Origin of the sequence: Chryseobacterium sp. 6424, assembly GCF_003692615.1 — a bacterium.
GTDB lineage: Bacteria > Bacteroidota > Bacteroidia > Flavobacteriales > Weeksellaceae > Kaistella.
The window spans coordinates 2,387,972-2,402,630 of sequence record NZ_CP023540.1 but is presented as its reverse complement, the minus strand read 5'-3'; the positions used below and the strand labels follow the sequence as shown (position 1 = coordinate 2,402,630).

General features: G+C 42.9%; 11 protein-coding genes and 1 pseudogene. 11 read left to right on the top strand and 1 reads right to left on the bottom strand.

Annotation, left to right across the window (positions count from 1 at the left end):
• The first annotated feature begins 160 nt into the window (after nucleotides 1-160).
• Together CO230_RS11230 and CO230_RS11225 are read left to right on the top strand one after the other, a co-directional pair.
• Nucleotides 161-1,702 (top strand): sensor histidine kinase, encoded by a 1,542-nt coding sequence (locus tag CO230_RS11230; protein ID WP_122028680.1) that lies wholly within the window; start codon nucleotides 161-163, stop codon nucleotides 1,700-1,702.
• 54 nt (nucleotides 1,703-1,756) lie between these two features.
• Nucleotides 1,757-2,443: a response regulator transcription factor gene (locus CO230_RS11225; protein WP_122028679.1), complete on the top strand. Its 687-nt coding sequence runs from the start codon at nucleotides 1,757-1,759 to the stop codon at nucleotides 2,441-2,443.
• A gap of 370 nt (nucleotides 2,444-2,813) precedes the next feature.
• Here CO230_RS11225 and CO230_RS11220 read toward each other — a convergent pair whose 3' ends face one another.
• Nucleotides 2,814-3,335: an SPOR domain-containing protein gene (locus CO230_RS11220; protein WP_122028678.1), complete on the bottom strand. Its 522-nt coding sequence runs from the start codon at nucleotides 3,333-3,335 to the stop codon at nucleotides 2,814-2,816.
• A 183-nt stretch (nucleotides 3,336-3,518) separates the two neighbouring features.
• Here CO230_RS11220 and CO230_RS11215 point away from each other — a divergent pair, with 183 nt between their 5' ends.
• The 9 genes and pseudogenes from CO230_RS11215 to CO230_RS11175 all read left to right on the top strand — a co-directional run bounded on the left by CO230_RS11215 (nucleotide 3,519) and on the right by CO230_RS11175 (nucleotide 14,649).
• Entirely contained in the window at nucleotides 3,519-4,886 is a 1,368-nt protein-coding gene (locus tag CO230_RS11215) for a c-type cytochrome (RefSeq protein ID WP_122028677.1), read from the top strand.
• A gap of 21 nt (nucleotides 4,887-4,907) precedes the next feature.
• Nucleotides 4,908-7,997, top strand: a complete 3,090-nt coding sequence (locus CO230_RS11210; protein ID WP_122028676.1) for a TAT-variant-translocated molybdopterin oxidoreductase — start codon at nucleotides 4,908-4,910, stop codon at nucleotides 7,995-7,997.
• Nucleotides 7,998-8,016: 19 nt separating this feature from the next.
• A complete protein-coding gene (gene nrfD / locus CO230_RS11205) occupies nucleotides 8,017-9,414 on the top strand; it encodes an NrfD/PsrC family molybdoenzyme membrane anchor subunit (protein ID WP_122028675.1) in 1,398 nt (465 codons plus the stop codon).
• Nucleotides 9,401-9,922 (top strand): DUF3341 domain-containing protein, encoded by a 522-nt coding sequence (locus tag CO230_RS11200; RefSeq protein WP_122028674.1) that lies wholly within the window; start codon nucleotides 9,401-9,403, stop codon nucleotides 9,920-9,922. Before nrfD ends, CO230_RS11200 begins: the two co-directional genes overlap by 14 nt.
• Nucleotides 9,915-10,694, top strand: coding sequence for a c-type cytochrome (locus CO230_RS11195; protein WP_122028673.1), 780 nt, complete (start codon nucleotides 9,915-9,917; stop codon nucleotides 10,692-10,694). Before CO230_RS11200 ends, CO230_RS11195 begins: the two co-directional genes overlap by 8 nt.
• Nucleotides 10,695-10,706: 12 nt before the next feature.
• Entirely contained in the window at nucleotides 10,707-12,038 is a 1,332-nt protein-coding gene (locus CO230_RS11190) for a quinol:cytochrome C oxidoreductase (RefSeq protein ID WP_122028672.1), read from the top strand.
• A gap of 76 nt (nucleotides 12,039-12,114) precedes the next feature.
• Nucleotides 12,115-13,265, top strand: a pseudogene (locus CO230_RS11185) (DUF6694 family lipoprotein).
• Nucleotides 13,266-13,805, top strand: a complete 540-nt coding sequence (locus CO230_RS11180; protein ID WP_122028671.1) for an adenine phosphoribosyltransferase — start codon at nucleotides 13,266-13,268, stop codon at nucleotides 13,803-13,805. It begins immediately after the preceding pseudogene.
• Nucleotides 13,806-13,938: 133 nt separating this feature from the next.
• Complete coding sequence (locus CO230_RS11175) at nucleotides 13,939-14,649, top strand: tetratricopeptide repeat protein (RefSeq protein ID WP_122028670.1); 711 nt, start codon at nucleotides 13,939-13,941, stop codon at nucleotides 14,647-14,649.
• Nucleotides 14,650-14,659 lie beyond the last annotated feature (10 nt).

Below are 14,659 nucleotides of genomic sequence, written 5' to 3'. Positions count from 1 at the left end.
GTTTTTAATTGGCTTATATACTGTCTGTTATTCAAATTTAATTAAATATAATTCGTTAAAATCGTTTTATTTAACACAGGTAATACAATATTTCATGTGTTTTTTGGTTTAGATATTGTTAAAAAGAGTAATTTTAACATTCAAAAACTAAATTTAAAGAATGAATAACAGGTTTATTCCTTTTATTTCTGTACTGATGACGATCTCGATGATCGTTTTTGTTACGCTGCAACTTTACTGGATCAAAGAACTGTACTCTGCGCTCAATCAGGATTTTTCGAACCGCGTATATTCTGCGCTGGAAACTTCGGCCCTTAAAACCCAGCAACTGGAGTTGGATAAATACTTCAATCAGGACTATAAAAATTTTGCCAAAAATGTTATTGACAGCAGTCAGCAGCCTACCGGAACTTATATACAGCAAAATTCCGACTCGGCGAACCGTTCTACCGTAATATGGCAGAAAAGTATCATCGAAAACCAGAACGTCCCCATCTCGGCACGCGGCGACAGTCTTTTGTTGACCAAACTTTATACCGATGAGGGCATCCTGAAGATCAAAAGAGAAAATACGGAGCCTCTTACCGCGCAACTCAGCCAAGATATCAATAACAATACGTATGCCCTGCGCCAGTTTGCGAAACTTAGCGCCTCTAACCTTCCGATTGAGAAACGTGTAAACCTGAAACTTTTAGATTCGGTACTCTCCAAAGAGTTGAAAATGAATGGACTAAACACCAAATTCGGTTTCGCGGTGATGGATAAGCAAAACAAACTGACGAAGATTGTAAACGGCACTTATCTCGACCAGAAAGATAAAAGCAACTATACCTATCCGCTGTTTACAGATAGTAAAGACCGTACTTTGTACACGCTGGCACTGGTTTTCCCACGCAAAGATTATTCCTTGGCGAAGAATAATTTGCCCATGCTGCTCGGGACCTTCATGTCATTGCTTACCATCCTGGGCATTTATATCATCTCGATTAATTACATGATGCGGCAGAAAAAGATCGCGGAAGTGAAAACCGATTTCATCAACAATATGTCGCATGAGTTCAAAACACCGTTGGCCACCATTTCCGTAGCCACAGATTCATTGGCGAATGATAAAATCGCCACCAACCCAGAAAAGGTGAAATACTATTCCGGCCTCATCAAACAGGAAAACCTGCGGATGAAAAAACAGGTGGAAAACGTGCTTAATATGTCGAAACTGGAAAGAAACGAAGTCAAACTTTTCCTGAAAGAGACGGATGTGCGCTCGCTTATAAAAGAAATATCGGAATCGTTTGGCATTTTGATTGCCCAGCGAAACGGAACGTTGGTACAGGAATTCAACACCCACAAATATCATTTTAAAGTGGATGAATTTCATCTCTCAAACGCTCTTGTAAATCTACTCGATAACGCCAATAAATATTCACCAGAGGCACCGCAAATCCGTGTACGGACAAGAAACGAAGGCAACTGGTACGTAATAGAGATTTCTGATAAAGGCATGGGGATGGATATGACCAATAAAACCCGCATTTTCGAGAAGTTCTTCCGCGAAGAGACAGGCAATATCCATAACGTAAAAGGGCAAGGACTGGGGCTTTCCTATGTGAAGAAGATTATCGAGCTCCATAAAGGGCAGATTACGGTAGAATCGCAGAAAGGCATTGGCAGTACCTTTACTGTAAAATTGCCGATGGTATAAATAAAATTAAACAGCCGAAAGCGTAAGCTGGCATAAACTAAAAATCAATAAATTATGAGTAACAGGATCTTATTAGTAGAAGATGACCAAAGTTTTGGCGCAGTTCTCAAGGATTATCTCACCATAAATAACTTTGAAGTCACACTGGCGACAGATGGGGAACAAGGATTGAAAGAATTCACCGAAAACGAATTCGATATCTGCATCTTTGATGTGATGATGCCCAAAAAAGACGGCTTCAGCCTTGCGGAAGACGTAAAGCGCATTGATAAAAACACACCGATTATCTTCCTTACCGCCCGGAATATGCGCGAAGATATCCTTAAAGGTTATCAATTGGGCGCGGATGATTATATCACCAAACCGTTTGATACGGAGTTGCTTCTGTATAAGATAAAAGCCATCCTACAGCGTAGTACCGTGGCGGAGGATGATGAACAAGAGCAGTTTAAGATCAGCAATATTTTCTTTGATTCCATGTTGCGGCAATTGCGTGTCGGTGATCACGAGTATAAACTTTCTCCTAAAGAAAACGAACTGCTAAAACTGCTTTGTATGCACCGTAATGATTTTATGCCGAGGGATTTAGCCCTCAGGAAAATCTGGAAAAAAGAAAACTATTTCACCGCCAGAAGTATGGATGTGTATATCGCTAAACTCAGGAAGCTGTTAAAGGATGATCCAGGCCTGGAAATCATCAATGTACATGGCGAAGGCTTCCGGCTATTGGTGAAAAACTAAAATAACTCCAATAAAAAAGTTCCCGAATTTTAGACTGTCCCAAAAAGTAACGCTTTTGGGGCATTTTTTATGGGACAAAGCGCTTTGACATCACTTTTAGGTCCGGTATTTCGTACTTGTTTCGGTAACAAGGTGATTGAAAACTACTTCGGAACCCTAAATTCATAACTTTTTACACCAAAAAGTTCCGTTCCACCGCTGGGTTTCGATTTGAGGTAATGTATATCCACTAATACTTTCCCAACAGAACTCGACTAAGTTTAAAAGGAAAGAGTCCGGTACAATACCGAACTCTTTATATTTAAAAGTCATCAATAAAAGTATAATTTATTAACTTTTTGGGGAAAGTCTGTTTTTTGGTGCTTCATAGTTACTTTGCTTCCACACAGAAAACGCGGTATTGCACGGAAATGGCAGATTTAAAATGTTGTCTTATACGGGACAGGTCTGCCGCGGCGCTCTGCTTACTTAGATAGCTGCCTGCGAGTACTTTGTAATTAGGCCTTAGTGAAGCATCAATTTCCACCTTCATATTCGGGAAGCGTCGTCTGAAATACGCCCCGACTTCACGGGCTTCTTCATTGCTTTTCACTACAGCTACCTGGATCTTATAACCCATAATACGCGGGTTTCTGCGGCAAATCTCTGCTTTGGAAAGCTCTCTTTCAGGCACAGTAACTCTGGGGGTAGTCGTTCTCGGGTTGTCTTCAGCACGCGCCAGGTTTGTAGCACATTTATCTTCGAAGTTGCTGAGAAGGTTGTCCACATCTTTATCCATACTCATTGTAAGTGGTGTGCTGCCGAGGGTGTCGGTCTTTACAATCTGCTGGGCATCAATAGTCTGGGAAGAAATTAAAAAAAGTGCAAAAAATATTCGGAGTATCGGTTTCATTAAGTAATTTTAGGCAAAAATATAACAAATAAAATTTATACCAACCACACTTATTTAGAATTAGTATAAATTACCGCAAATACGCGGTGGTTTATCATTCGGGCGTTAATTTTCTGTTAAAAGTCTTATTTTTGCCCAATTGAAAAGTAAACTCAAATATTTTACTAACCCAATATTTTATAAATGATTAGTTGGAGAAAGCATTACAAGAGGGGTCTTATCGCAATAGGTCTATTGCTGTCGACCAGTGCTTCTATTTACGCCCAAGGAGATGCCAAGAACGGTGAAAAGCTTTTCAAAGCTAACTGTACGGCATGTCACGCATTGGATAAAGACCTCATCGGTCCTTCACTCGGTGGTGTGGTAGACAGACTTAAAACAGAGCAGAATCTCGATACCGATTGGCTCCATAAATGGATTAAAGACAATAAGTCCTTAAGAGCTTCTGGTGATAAGTATGCCAATGAAGTTTACGAAAAATACAATAAGGTAGAGATGCTCCCGTTCCCGAATCTTTCGGATAAGGACATTGATGATATCTTAGAGTATACCACTAATCCGCCAGCCGCTGAGCCAGCTGCCGATGCCGCAGGCGCGGGGGATAATGCGACCGTATCCGCGGAAGCGCTGGAAACTGCTAAAACAGAATCCCAAAACTCAAAAATCATTCTGATCTCTATGTTGGCCATTGGCGCATTGTTGCTGTGGTTGCTTATGAAGCTTAACGAACTTGTGAAATTGCAGCAAAGCGAGGAGCTTGCGGGTTCGCAGGCTAACCAGGCGGTTTCATGGGGACGTTTGTATCAGAAATATCATTATGTAGGTAAAGGTATCCTCGGTGTACTGGCAATCTTGGCTGCTTACGGGATCTGGAATTCACTAATGTGGATTGGGGTTTACAAAGGATATAAGCCGGAGCAACCCATCTATTTCTCACACAAAATCCACGTAGGCGAAAACAAGATTGACTGTCAACTTTGTCACTCAAGTGCAAAATATGGTAAGGTATCAGAAATCCCATCCATGAACGTGTGTATGAACTGTCACCGTACCATTTCCGAATATAACGGGAAATACATGGAGCCAGGAAAAGACAAAGCGTTTTATGACGGAGAAATCCAGAAAATATACGCCGCAACAGGTTGGGATCCTTCCACACAGCAGTATACGGGCAAAACACAGCCGGTTGAATGGGTGAGAATCCACAATATGCCAGACTTTGTATATTTCGATCACTCTCAGCACGTTGTTGCAGGTGAACAAGCAATCATCAACTCCCACAATAAGAAAAACCCGAACGCGAAGATTGATGTGGTATGTAAAGCGTGCCACGGACAGATTGACACCATGAATGTGGTACAGATGGCCAACGATTTCACCATGGGTTGGTGTGTGGAATGTCACCGTACGACCGAAGTTGATATGAACAATGGTTATAATAAAGAATACTTCAAAAATCTGCACGACAAACTGAAAAAACAGTACGGCTCACAAGCCAAAATTACCGTCGATGCAATTGGAGGTCTTGAGTGTGGTAAATGTCATTATTAATAACAAAAATTAGAAGTATCAATGGCTTCAAATAAAATACAATTCAGAAGTATTCACGAACTGAAAGATCCAAGCCTCAACGGCAAGTTGGCTCAGAAAGAATTTCAGAATGAGATTCCGGTAGATGAGGTCTTGGGCGAAGAAAAATCCGGCGGATCTTCCAGAAGGGACTTTTTAAAACTCTTAGGTTTCTCTACCGCTGCAGTAACACTTGCAGCCTGTGAAGCTCCCGTAATCAAAACAATTCCTTATGTGGTAAAACCACATGAAATCATCCCTGGCGTACCCAATTATTACGCAACAACCTATTTCGATGGGTATGATTTCGCAAGCGTACTTGTAAAAACCAGAGAAGGGCGCCCTATTAAAATAGAGCCGAACCCTATGGCTGGCGAGTTGGGTAAAACCAACGCAAGAGCGCAGGCAGCTGTACTTTCGTTATATGATAATGATAAAGTGAAGCAGCCAAAACTTGATGGTAAAGATGAGACTTTCGATAAAGTTGATGATTTCGTCCTCAAAGGATTGTCCGAAGCCCAGGCGAACGGCAGACGAATTGTGGTACTCTCACATTCTTTCCCTTCACCGACTTTCAAGAAATTATTTGGTGATTTCAAAGCAAAATATCCTACAGCGGAACTCGTAACTTACGATGCCGTTCCTTCTACAGCTGCATTGGATGCCGCAGAGGAGGTTTTCGGTCAGCGGGCATTACCTGTATATGACCTTTCCGCCACGCAACTGATAGTGTCCTTCCAGGCAGATTTCTTAGGAGAGCATAACGGTACTTCCCTTGAAGGGTCTTATGCCGCAGCCAGAGTTCCTGGGCCAAACATGTTAAGACATATTCAGATAGAGTCTAACATGTCGCTTACAGGTGCTAACGCCGATACTAGAATTAAACTCAAGCCAAGCGCTGTTAATAAAGTGCTTGTAGAAGTGTACAACGGGCTGAATGGCGGAACCACCAGCAAAGAAGCCGCAGAGATTGTAAAAGAACTTCAGGCGAAAGGCAGCAACGCTGTAGTATTCGCTGACGGCTCCAAAGGAGCACACGTATTGGCACACCTTATCAACCAAAAATTAGGTTCTGTTGCATTTACCGGGAAGGCCAACTTCCTTAAAGAATTTGATGCACGCAGATATCAAGAGTTTCTAGGATGGATGAACAGTGGACAGGTTGGGGTGCTTATTACCAATAACATCAACCCAATCCACTCCAGTAACAAAGGCGAAGATTTTAAAAAAGCCCTTGCACGCGTACCTTATGTGATTGCTGTTGCTGATAAGAAAAACGAAATGTATAAAGCTGCCAAGGCAGTGATCCCCGTAGCCAACTGGCTGGAGTCTTGGGGAGATCTGGCGCCGCAAACCGGTGTTTACACCCTGATGCAGCCAACTATTCAGAAAATCTATAAATCCAGACAGATTGAGGAATCTTTATTGGTTTGGATTAACGGTAAAAACAGTCCGGCAAATAATTATTACGATTATCTAAAGGCTAACGCTGCTACACTGATTGGTGGGACTTCTTTTAACAAAGCCCTTTATAACGGGGTACTTTCGGGCGGGAACACAGCCACGCTTTCTTATGCAGGGGGTAATGCTGCGCAGGCAACTGCCGAATTAAGCAACTTCAAAGCTTCCGATCTTGAGCTTGTACTTTATACCAAGACTTCCATCGGAGACGGTACACAGGCCAATAACCCTTGGCTTCAGGAACTTCCGGACCCAATCACACGTCTGTCATGGGATAACTATTTAACCATTTCACCAAAGGATGCTGCCAGACTTGGGATCGATAATGAGCTGAACGCCAGAATGCAGTTGAACGGTTCCAAGGTCAACCTTACAGCCAATGGCGTTACTCTTGAAGGGGTGCCGGTATTCATTCAGCCTGGGCAAGCCGAAGGCTCACTTGGGTTGGCGTTAGGGTATGGTAAAAAGAATTCCGGTAAAGTTGCAGAAACTGGTATTAATGCGTTCCCATTATTTGATGGCGTAAATTCTGCCGTAAGCAACGTGAAGATCGAGAAAACCGGCGATATGCACGAGTTTGCAGGCATGCAGCTTCAGAACACCCTGATGGGACGTTACGAAATCGCAAGAGAAGTTTCTCTGGACACCTTCCTCAATGTAAAATTTGACGACGAAAAATTAGGCTGGAACAAGCCTTTGGAATATCATACCATCGGTGGTGCGATGCCAGCAGGCAAAATCGACCTTTGGGATGCTTTTGATGAAACTGATGGGCCACACTTCAACCTATCGATCGACCTTAATTCCTGTACCGGTTGTGGCGCGTGTATCATCGCCTGCCAGGCAGAAAACAACGTGCCGGTAGTAGGTAAGGAAGAAGTAAGAATGTCGCGTGATATGTACTGGTTGCGTATCGACCGCTATTACTCTACTTCTGTACCTGCGGAACTTGATAAGAACAGAGATGGTAAGTTATCACCAGAGGAAGCTGTAGCAGGCGGACTGGATGTTCCTGGTATGTACGGGCATGCGTTCGATAAAGACAGTGGTATCCTTAATCACCCGGCAGACAACCCAGATGTGATTTTCCAGCCGGTAATGTGCCAGCACTGTAACCATGCACCTTGTGAGACTGTTTGTCCGGTAGCGGCGACATCACATGGTAAGCAGGGCCAAAACCAAATGGCATATAACAGATGTATCGGTACAAGATATTGTGCGAACAACTGTCCTTACAAAGTACGTAGATTCAACTGGTTTACTTATAACCTTAATGATAAATTCGACTTTAATCAAAACAATGATTTAGGTAGAATGGTACTGAACCCAGATGTGGTAGTAAGAACAAGAGGGGTTATGGAAAAATGTTCAATGTGTATCCAAATGACACAAAGAACCATCCTTGAAGCGAAGAAAGAAGGCAGAAAAGTACGTGACGGAGAGTTTACTACCGCTTGTGTGAATGCATGTTCTACCGGAGCTATGAGGTTTGGGGATATGAACGATAATACCTCAGAAGTAAGAAGCCTCTTCCAGTCTGACAGAAGATACACCCTGTTAGAAGAGATTGGTACGAAACCAAACGTTTTCTACCATACGAAGGTGAGAAACAGAAAAGAACAAAATGTTTAAAATAATAAATAGGTAAAAAATGTCAGGACATTACGAAGCTCCGATAAGGGAACCTTTAATTATTGGTCATAAGACTTATCACGATATTACAGAAGATATCGCCAGACCTATCGAAGAAAGAGCCGGAAAACTCTGGTGGATCTCATTTTGGATCGCCTTGGTGCTCTTCATCTACGGATTTGGTTGCATCGCTTACACCATCGGTACCGGTATCGGTTCTTGGGGACTTAACAGAACCAATAACTGGGGTTGGGATATTACCAACTTCGTATGGTGGGTAGGTATTGGCCACGCCGGAACCCTTATCTCCGCAGTACTTTTATTATTTAGACAACGCTGGAGAATGTCTGTAAACCGTTCCGCGGAAGCAATGACGATCTTTGCGGTAGTGCAGGCAGCCATCTTCCCGGTAATTCACATGGGTAGAGTTTGGGTAGGTTACTGGGTATTCCCTTTGCCAAACCAGTTCGGCTCACTTTGGACGAACTTTAACTCGCCGCTACTTTGGGATGTATTCGCGATTTCTACCTATTTCTCGGTATCAACAGTATTCTGGTTCATGGGACTTATCCCCGATTTCGCGATGATCCGTGACCGTGCAAAAACACCTTGGACTAAAAGAATCTACACCTTCCTGGCATTCGGTTGGGGTGGTAAGGCCAAGCACTGGCAAAGATTCGAGGAACTGTCACTGGTACTGGCTGGTTTAGCGACGCCGCTGGTATTCTCGGTACACACCACAGTATCCTTTGACTTTGCTACTTCAGTAATTAAAGGTTGGCACTCCACCATTTATCCACCATATTTCGTTGCAGGTGCGATCTTCTCAGGATTCGCGATGGTACAGACGCTTTTGCTTGTTGCAAGAAAAGTAGCGCATCTGGAAGATTACATCACCATGTACCACATCGAAATCATGAATATCGTAATCGTGGTAACTGGCGGTATGGTAACTGTGGCTTATGCCTGTGAATATTTTATCGCTTGGTATTCGGGTTCACGGTACGAGGATTTCGTATATCTTTCGCCGGGCGCGGCAACCGGTCCTTACTGGTGGGCATTCTGGGCGCTGATTATCTGTAACCTTGTAGTTCCTGCAGCCTTCTGGTTTAAAAGAGTACGGACAAATATCTTCGCCACGTTTATCATTGCACTGATTATTAATATCGGGATGTGGTTCGAGCGATTTGATATTATCGTAATCAACATTTCAAGAGATTATTTGCCGTCTTCATGGACAATGTTTAAACCAACCATTATAGATGTTGGGGTATATTTAGGAACAATTGGCTTCTTTGGAGTACTGTTTTTATTATACGCAAGAACTTTCCCTGTAATCGCACAGGCAGAATTGAAGTCTATTTTGAAAATATCCGGTGAAACTTATAAAGCAAAAGAAGAAGATGAGCACCACTAAAAAAATATACGGTATCTATGCCGACGATGATGATTTAATGACGGGCGTTCATGCATTTAACGATAAAGGTATCGCAATTGCTGAAGTGTACACCCCATTCCCGGTGCATGGTCTTGACAAAGCACTCGGGCTGAAGAAAACCCGTATTTCTGATGCTGCCTTTATCTATGCAGTGTACGGGGTAACCATAGGTGCTTTGGTAACTTACTATACCATGAACCATGACTGGCCACAGAACATCGGTGGTAAGCCAGCGTTCAGTTGGGCAGAGAACATGCCTGCGTTTGTAGTGCCAATGTTCGAGTTAATGGTATTTTGCGCCGCACACATGATGTCGCTTACCTTCCTGATCAGAAATAAGATGTACCCGGGCTGTCCGCCACAAAATCCGGACCCGCGTACTACTGACGATAAGTTTATGATTGAGCTGCATGCAGATAACATCGATGCGGTAAAACAAATCCTTATTGATACCGGAGTTGAAGAAATAACTGTAAAAGATGCTTAAGATGAAACCGAATATATTAAAATTTACAGCAATCTTAGGATTTGCAGTGCTTTCAATAAGTTCCTGCAGTAAAGAAAATCCGCCTTTGGTATATTTTCCCGATATGTATTATCCGGTAGCTTATGATCCTTTGATGAAAGCTAAAGATGCTTATTCAGACCATGAAAATGAAATCCCTGCGTTTGTAAAGAACGGGGGAGCCACAGGTCTTCGCCCAGTTGATGGTACTGTCGCACAGAATTCTGATGGTATCACAGATGCGGCATCAAATTCAGGGATATCGATTGATGATTATAATGCGGGTTATGAGGCGGCGAAACTCGAGAACACTTCACCACTCAATCCTGCAAATCAGAAGAAGGATATCGAACGTGGAAAAGTGCTCTATAACCAAGCGTGTGCTGCCTGCCACGGTACCGGTGGGGATGGGCAAGGTTCTATAGTCGCAAGCGGTGCCTACAGCGGAGTGCCGAATTACAAAGACCGTGAGCTTACTGTCGCTTCAGTAAAATATGTTATCAAGCACGGTAGAAACGCAATGGGCTCTTATGCAGGACAGTTAAAGCCTGGCGACCAGTGGAGAGTGGCGATGTACGTGATGAACGAATTTAAAGGAGGTTTAGCCACCGCATCATCTACAACCATGGGTACTACGACTTCTGTACCTGGTGCTGCCGCAGCCCTTACAGATTCTCCAGCGCCTGGTGCCGGAACTCCTACCGTTTCCACACAGGTTAATACAGGAAATGTTTCAACAAGTCCTAAAAATTAAAAAGATTTTATAATGTATAGTTTTTCACCTAAGTTAAGATTATATTCCATCATATTAATCGTTTTGGGATTGGTGCTTTTCGGAGCAGGTTATTTGATGAATCATAATATTGATGATGCTAGAATTGAGCACATGATGGAAATCGCACATGCTGGCGGCGATCACACCCCGACACACTCCAGCGAGTTGGTGGGACCACAGGATCATCAGGCACATCTAGATCACGCGAAGATGCAGGTACACAACCAGCCTTTGGCAGCTATTCACACGGTAGCGGTATTCCTTTTCGCGCTAAGTTGCTGTGCGCTATTCTTCTATAGTATTCAGAATGCTGCACACGCGGGTTGGTCTATCATTGTCCTCAGAGTAATGGAAGCTATAGCATCTTTCATTCCTTGGGCTGGGGGGCTTCTGCTCATCATCATGTTGCTGAACATTACCCATATGGGACACCTTTTCCACTGGATGGATCCGGCTACCACTACCCAGGGCGACCCACATTTCGACTCCATCATCTTTGAAAAAAGCAGTTTCCTAAATATCCCTGGATATGTGATCCGTAACATCATTTATGTAGTTGGTGCCTCTTTCTTTGCCTGGAAACTGAAATCACTTTCACGTAAAGTGGATGATACAAAAGACAGGAAAGTGTATGCAACATATTATAGCTGGAGTGTAGGTTATATCGCATTCTTCGGATTTGCTTCCGCTGCCTGGGCTTGGGACTGGTTAATGTCGATTGATACGCACTGGTATTCCACCATGTACATCTGGTATGCGATGGTAAGCTGTCTGGCTTCCGCTATTGCTGCGATTACCCTCATCAGTGTTTATTTGAAGAAGAAAGGTGTATTACCCCAATTCAATGATAATCACCTGCATGACCTTGGGGTGTATCTGTTTGCTACCAGCATGCTTTGGACGTACACTTGGTTCTGCCAGTTTATGCTGTATTGGTATGCCAACGTACCGGAAGAGGTGAATTATTTCTTTGGAAGATTCAAATATTACTCAGCAACCTTCCTTCCAATGCTGATCCTTAACTTCCTTATCCCATTATTGGTATTAGTAAGCTCAAGCATTAAGAGAAATTACACCGTAGTTACCACAGTAGCGGTTATCGTACTTATCGGCCACTGGTTAGATTATTTCAACATGGTAATGCCAGGGACTGTAGGACCTTATTGGCAAACGGTAGAAGTATTGTTACTTAATTTAGGTTCAGTGCTGTTTGGGTTAGGTTTGTTCGTATTTGTCGTACTTACAGCACTTTCAAAACTGAAATTGATCCCAGAAGGAAACCCATTCGTGAAGGAATCAAAAATTTACGAATATCCATTCTAATTACATACTACACGAGTGTACTCATATCCCGGCTTCATGTCGGGATTTTTTATAAATTTGTACGAAACCTTCTTTTATGAAAAGATTTTTGTTCCTTTTTTCACTTTGCCTGATTTTAATAGGTTGTAAAAAAGATAAAGTAGATGCGAGTTCTACGAAAGCCCTGCAAGCCAGTATCAACGATATGGCATCCAGCCTTACGACTTTGCAGCAGGTAAAATTCAATGAGGCTTTGTATATCCTCAAAACATTTGGGGTTGATGCAGAAGGTGATGTTAATGAACTTAATGCGCTTGGTAAACTCATTGATGGGATGAGAGTGCCGCAAATCTTTGCGCTGGCAGATCAGGTGGCACAACGACACGGCATAGAATGGACCAGCACCGGCCCACCATCGCTCGGGGAAATGAATATTTTCGGTACCGAAGAGGCCAAAGAATCGGACCAGAATGATGTGTCTGCAAAATCGCTCTCGATAACCACGATACCTGTAGGAAACGACAGTATTTTAGGACCGAAATCACTACAGATTGTTCCAAGGTTGATGGATGCCACAGGCAAACCTGCCATCTTCAACGGTGCGGCGCTGGAGGTTACACTGGAGGTGTACAGCGGCGGCAATAAGATCCTTACCTCAAAGAATCTGATGCAGGACAACAATTTCAAAGGATTTAACTTGAAATTTGCGTCTTTACCTTCAGAGAAAATCTCGGATAATAAGATTGATATCACCGTTTCTGTTAAAACCACTAAGAAGACCTTTAAAATGTCTAAAATTGGGGTAGCCGTTAACCCAAATGCATTACTGATGCCATCTGGGGCGCTGCGGACCAAACCGTTTCAGGCACGGATACCAGCACTGATCTTACCGGAGAGAATCCCGGCACTGAAATACAGCCAGCAGCACCAACCACAGATCCCAAAACCAGTGTATCACGTTTCCTCAATAATCTTAGCTCACAAAACCTCCGTGGGGCTTATGAAGTCGCGGATAACCCAAGTTGGGGCTCTTATGAAAACTTTTCCAACCCCAATTCAGGATTTGGAGGTGTGAAAAATATCGCTGTGAAAAACTTAACCACCACCAATACCTCTGCCACTGCTGCCAATGTAAATGCGACGTACGACGTTACAGATAAGAATGGCAACACCACAGCATTGCAGGTAACCTTCGGGCTGAAAAATGTAAACGGTGAATGGAAAATCTCTAGTTATAAAATCAACTAAATGAAGACGAACACTGATCTGATTGCTAAATTAGAGCAAACCATAGAAAACATCCCTGATTTCCCGAAACCCGGGATTCAGTTTAAGGATATCACCCCGATTTTCTTGAAGCCAGAACTTTATGAAGACATTATAACAGATCTTGTTGATTTCAGTCGTGGTAAGATTGATGCGGTTTGTGGCATCGAAAGCCGTGGCTACCTTTTCGGTATCGCTATAGCTGTGGCACTGAAGGTTCCTTTTGTACTCATCAGAAAAGCCGGCAAATTGCCACCACCATATATCGGACAAAAGTATGAACTCGAATACGGCTCCGCGGAAATTGAAATGCGTAAAGGGCAGATAAAACCCGGCCAGCGAATCCTGATCCATGATGACCTGCTGGCGACAGGCGGCACCACCGAAGCTGCTGCCAAATTGGTGGAAAAACAGGGCGCAACCGTTTCACAGTTTAGTTTTTTGATTGGTCTGGAAGCTCTTCAGGGTGAAAAACGTCTCCAGCATTTCAATGCAGAGGTTTATAGTATTTTAAATTATTAATTCAGGATTCTATCTATTTTACAGAATTTTCAGGGCACATTTTAGCCGATTAACAGCGGAAATGTTTTTTCAAGCATTATTTTGTAAATCATTCCAAAACAGTTAAATTTGCACTTCAATTTTTTAAACAATTATGGCAAAAAATATCAACAATCCAAACAATAAAGAACTTGAGGGTAAAGAAACCGTGGAAGTTTTCAAAGATCTGGACCGCGGCGCACTGGATACCGAAAGGTTCATCGAGAGGCATGCAAAAACATTAGTCACCGTTTTTGTAGCGCTGATTGCGGCGGTTTTGGGATATTTTGCGTATGAACAGTTTTATGTAGGTCCACGAAATGAGGAAGCTACGCTGAGCTACCTGTCTGCACAGAAAAACCTCTCCGAAGGGAAGGAAGACCTGGCTTTAGGTGGTAAGACTGCCGCAAATCCTGGTTACCTTGGGACTTACAAAGATTTCTCTGATACCAAAGCCGGTAAATTATCTGCGTATAATGCAGGCCTTCTGAAATTCAAAGCCGGTAAATATCAGGAGGCGTATGATCTTTTAGATAAATTTTCGTCTAAAAATAAAGTGCTCATGGCATTGAAGTATGGCGCGATGGCTGATGCACAGCTTAATCTTAATAAGAACGACGAGGCGCTGTCTTTGTTAGACAAGGCCACTTCCGCCTCTGATGATCCTTATACATCTTATTACTTTACAAGAAAAGCAGGCATTGTAGCACTGGCGTTGAAGAAGAAAGAAGACGCTAAAAAATACTTCTCATCCATCGATGAAAAATATCAGGATTACGACAATGGGATGTCTGATGCCTATATCGAAATGGTGAAATACTACTAAATTAAAATAA

Bases quoted from the DNA above. Each gene is read 5' to 3' on its own strand.
- CO230_RS11230 (WP_122028680.1), top strand. From the start codon at position 161: ATGAATAACAGGTTTATTCCTTTTATTTCTGTACTGATGACGATCTCG.
- CO230_RS11225 (WP_122028679.1), top strand. From the start codon at position 1,757: ATGAGTAACAGGATCTTATTAGTAGAAGATGACCAAAGTTTTGGCGCA.
- CO230_RS11220 (WP_122028678.1), bottom strand. From the start codon at position 3,335: ATGAAACCGATACTCCGAATATTTTTTGCACTTTTTTTAATTTCTTCC.
- CO230_RS11215 (WP_122028677.1), top strand. From the start codon at position 3,519: ATGATTAGTTGGAGAAAGCATTACAAGAGGGGTCTTATCGCAATAGGT.
- CO230_RS11210 (WP_122028676.1), top strand. From the start codon at position 4,908: ATGGCTTCAAATAAAATACAATTCAGAAGTATTCACGAACTGAAAGAT.
- nrfD (WP_122028675.1), top strand. From the start codon at position 8,017: ATGTCAGGACATTACGAAGCTCCGATAAGGGAACCTTTAATTATTGGT.
- CO230_RS11200 (WP_122028674.1), top strand. From the start codon at position 9,401: ATGAGCACCACTAAAAAAATATACGGTATCTATGCCGACGATGATGAT.
- CO230_RS11195 (WP_122028673.1), top strand. From the start codon at position 9,915: ATGCTTAAGATGAAACCGAATATATTAAAATTTACAGCAATCTTAGGA.
- CO230_RS11190 (WP_122028672.1), top strand. From the start codon at position 10,707: ATGTATAGTTTTTCACCTAAGTTAAGATTATATTCCATCATATTAATC.
- CO230_RS11180 (WP_122028671.1), top strand. From the start codon at position 13,266: ATGAAGACGAACACTGATCTGATTGCTAAATTAGAGCAAACCATAGAA.
- CO230_RS11175 (WP_122028670.1), top strand. From the start codon at position 13,939: ATGGCAAAAAATATCAACAATCCAAACAATAAAGAACTTGAGGGTAAA.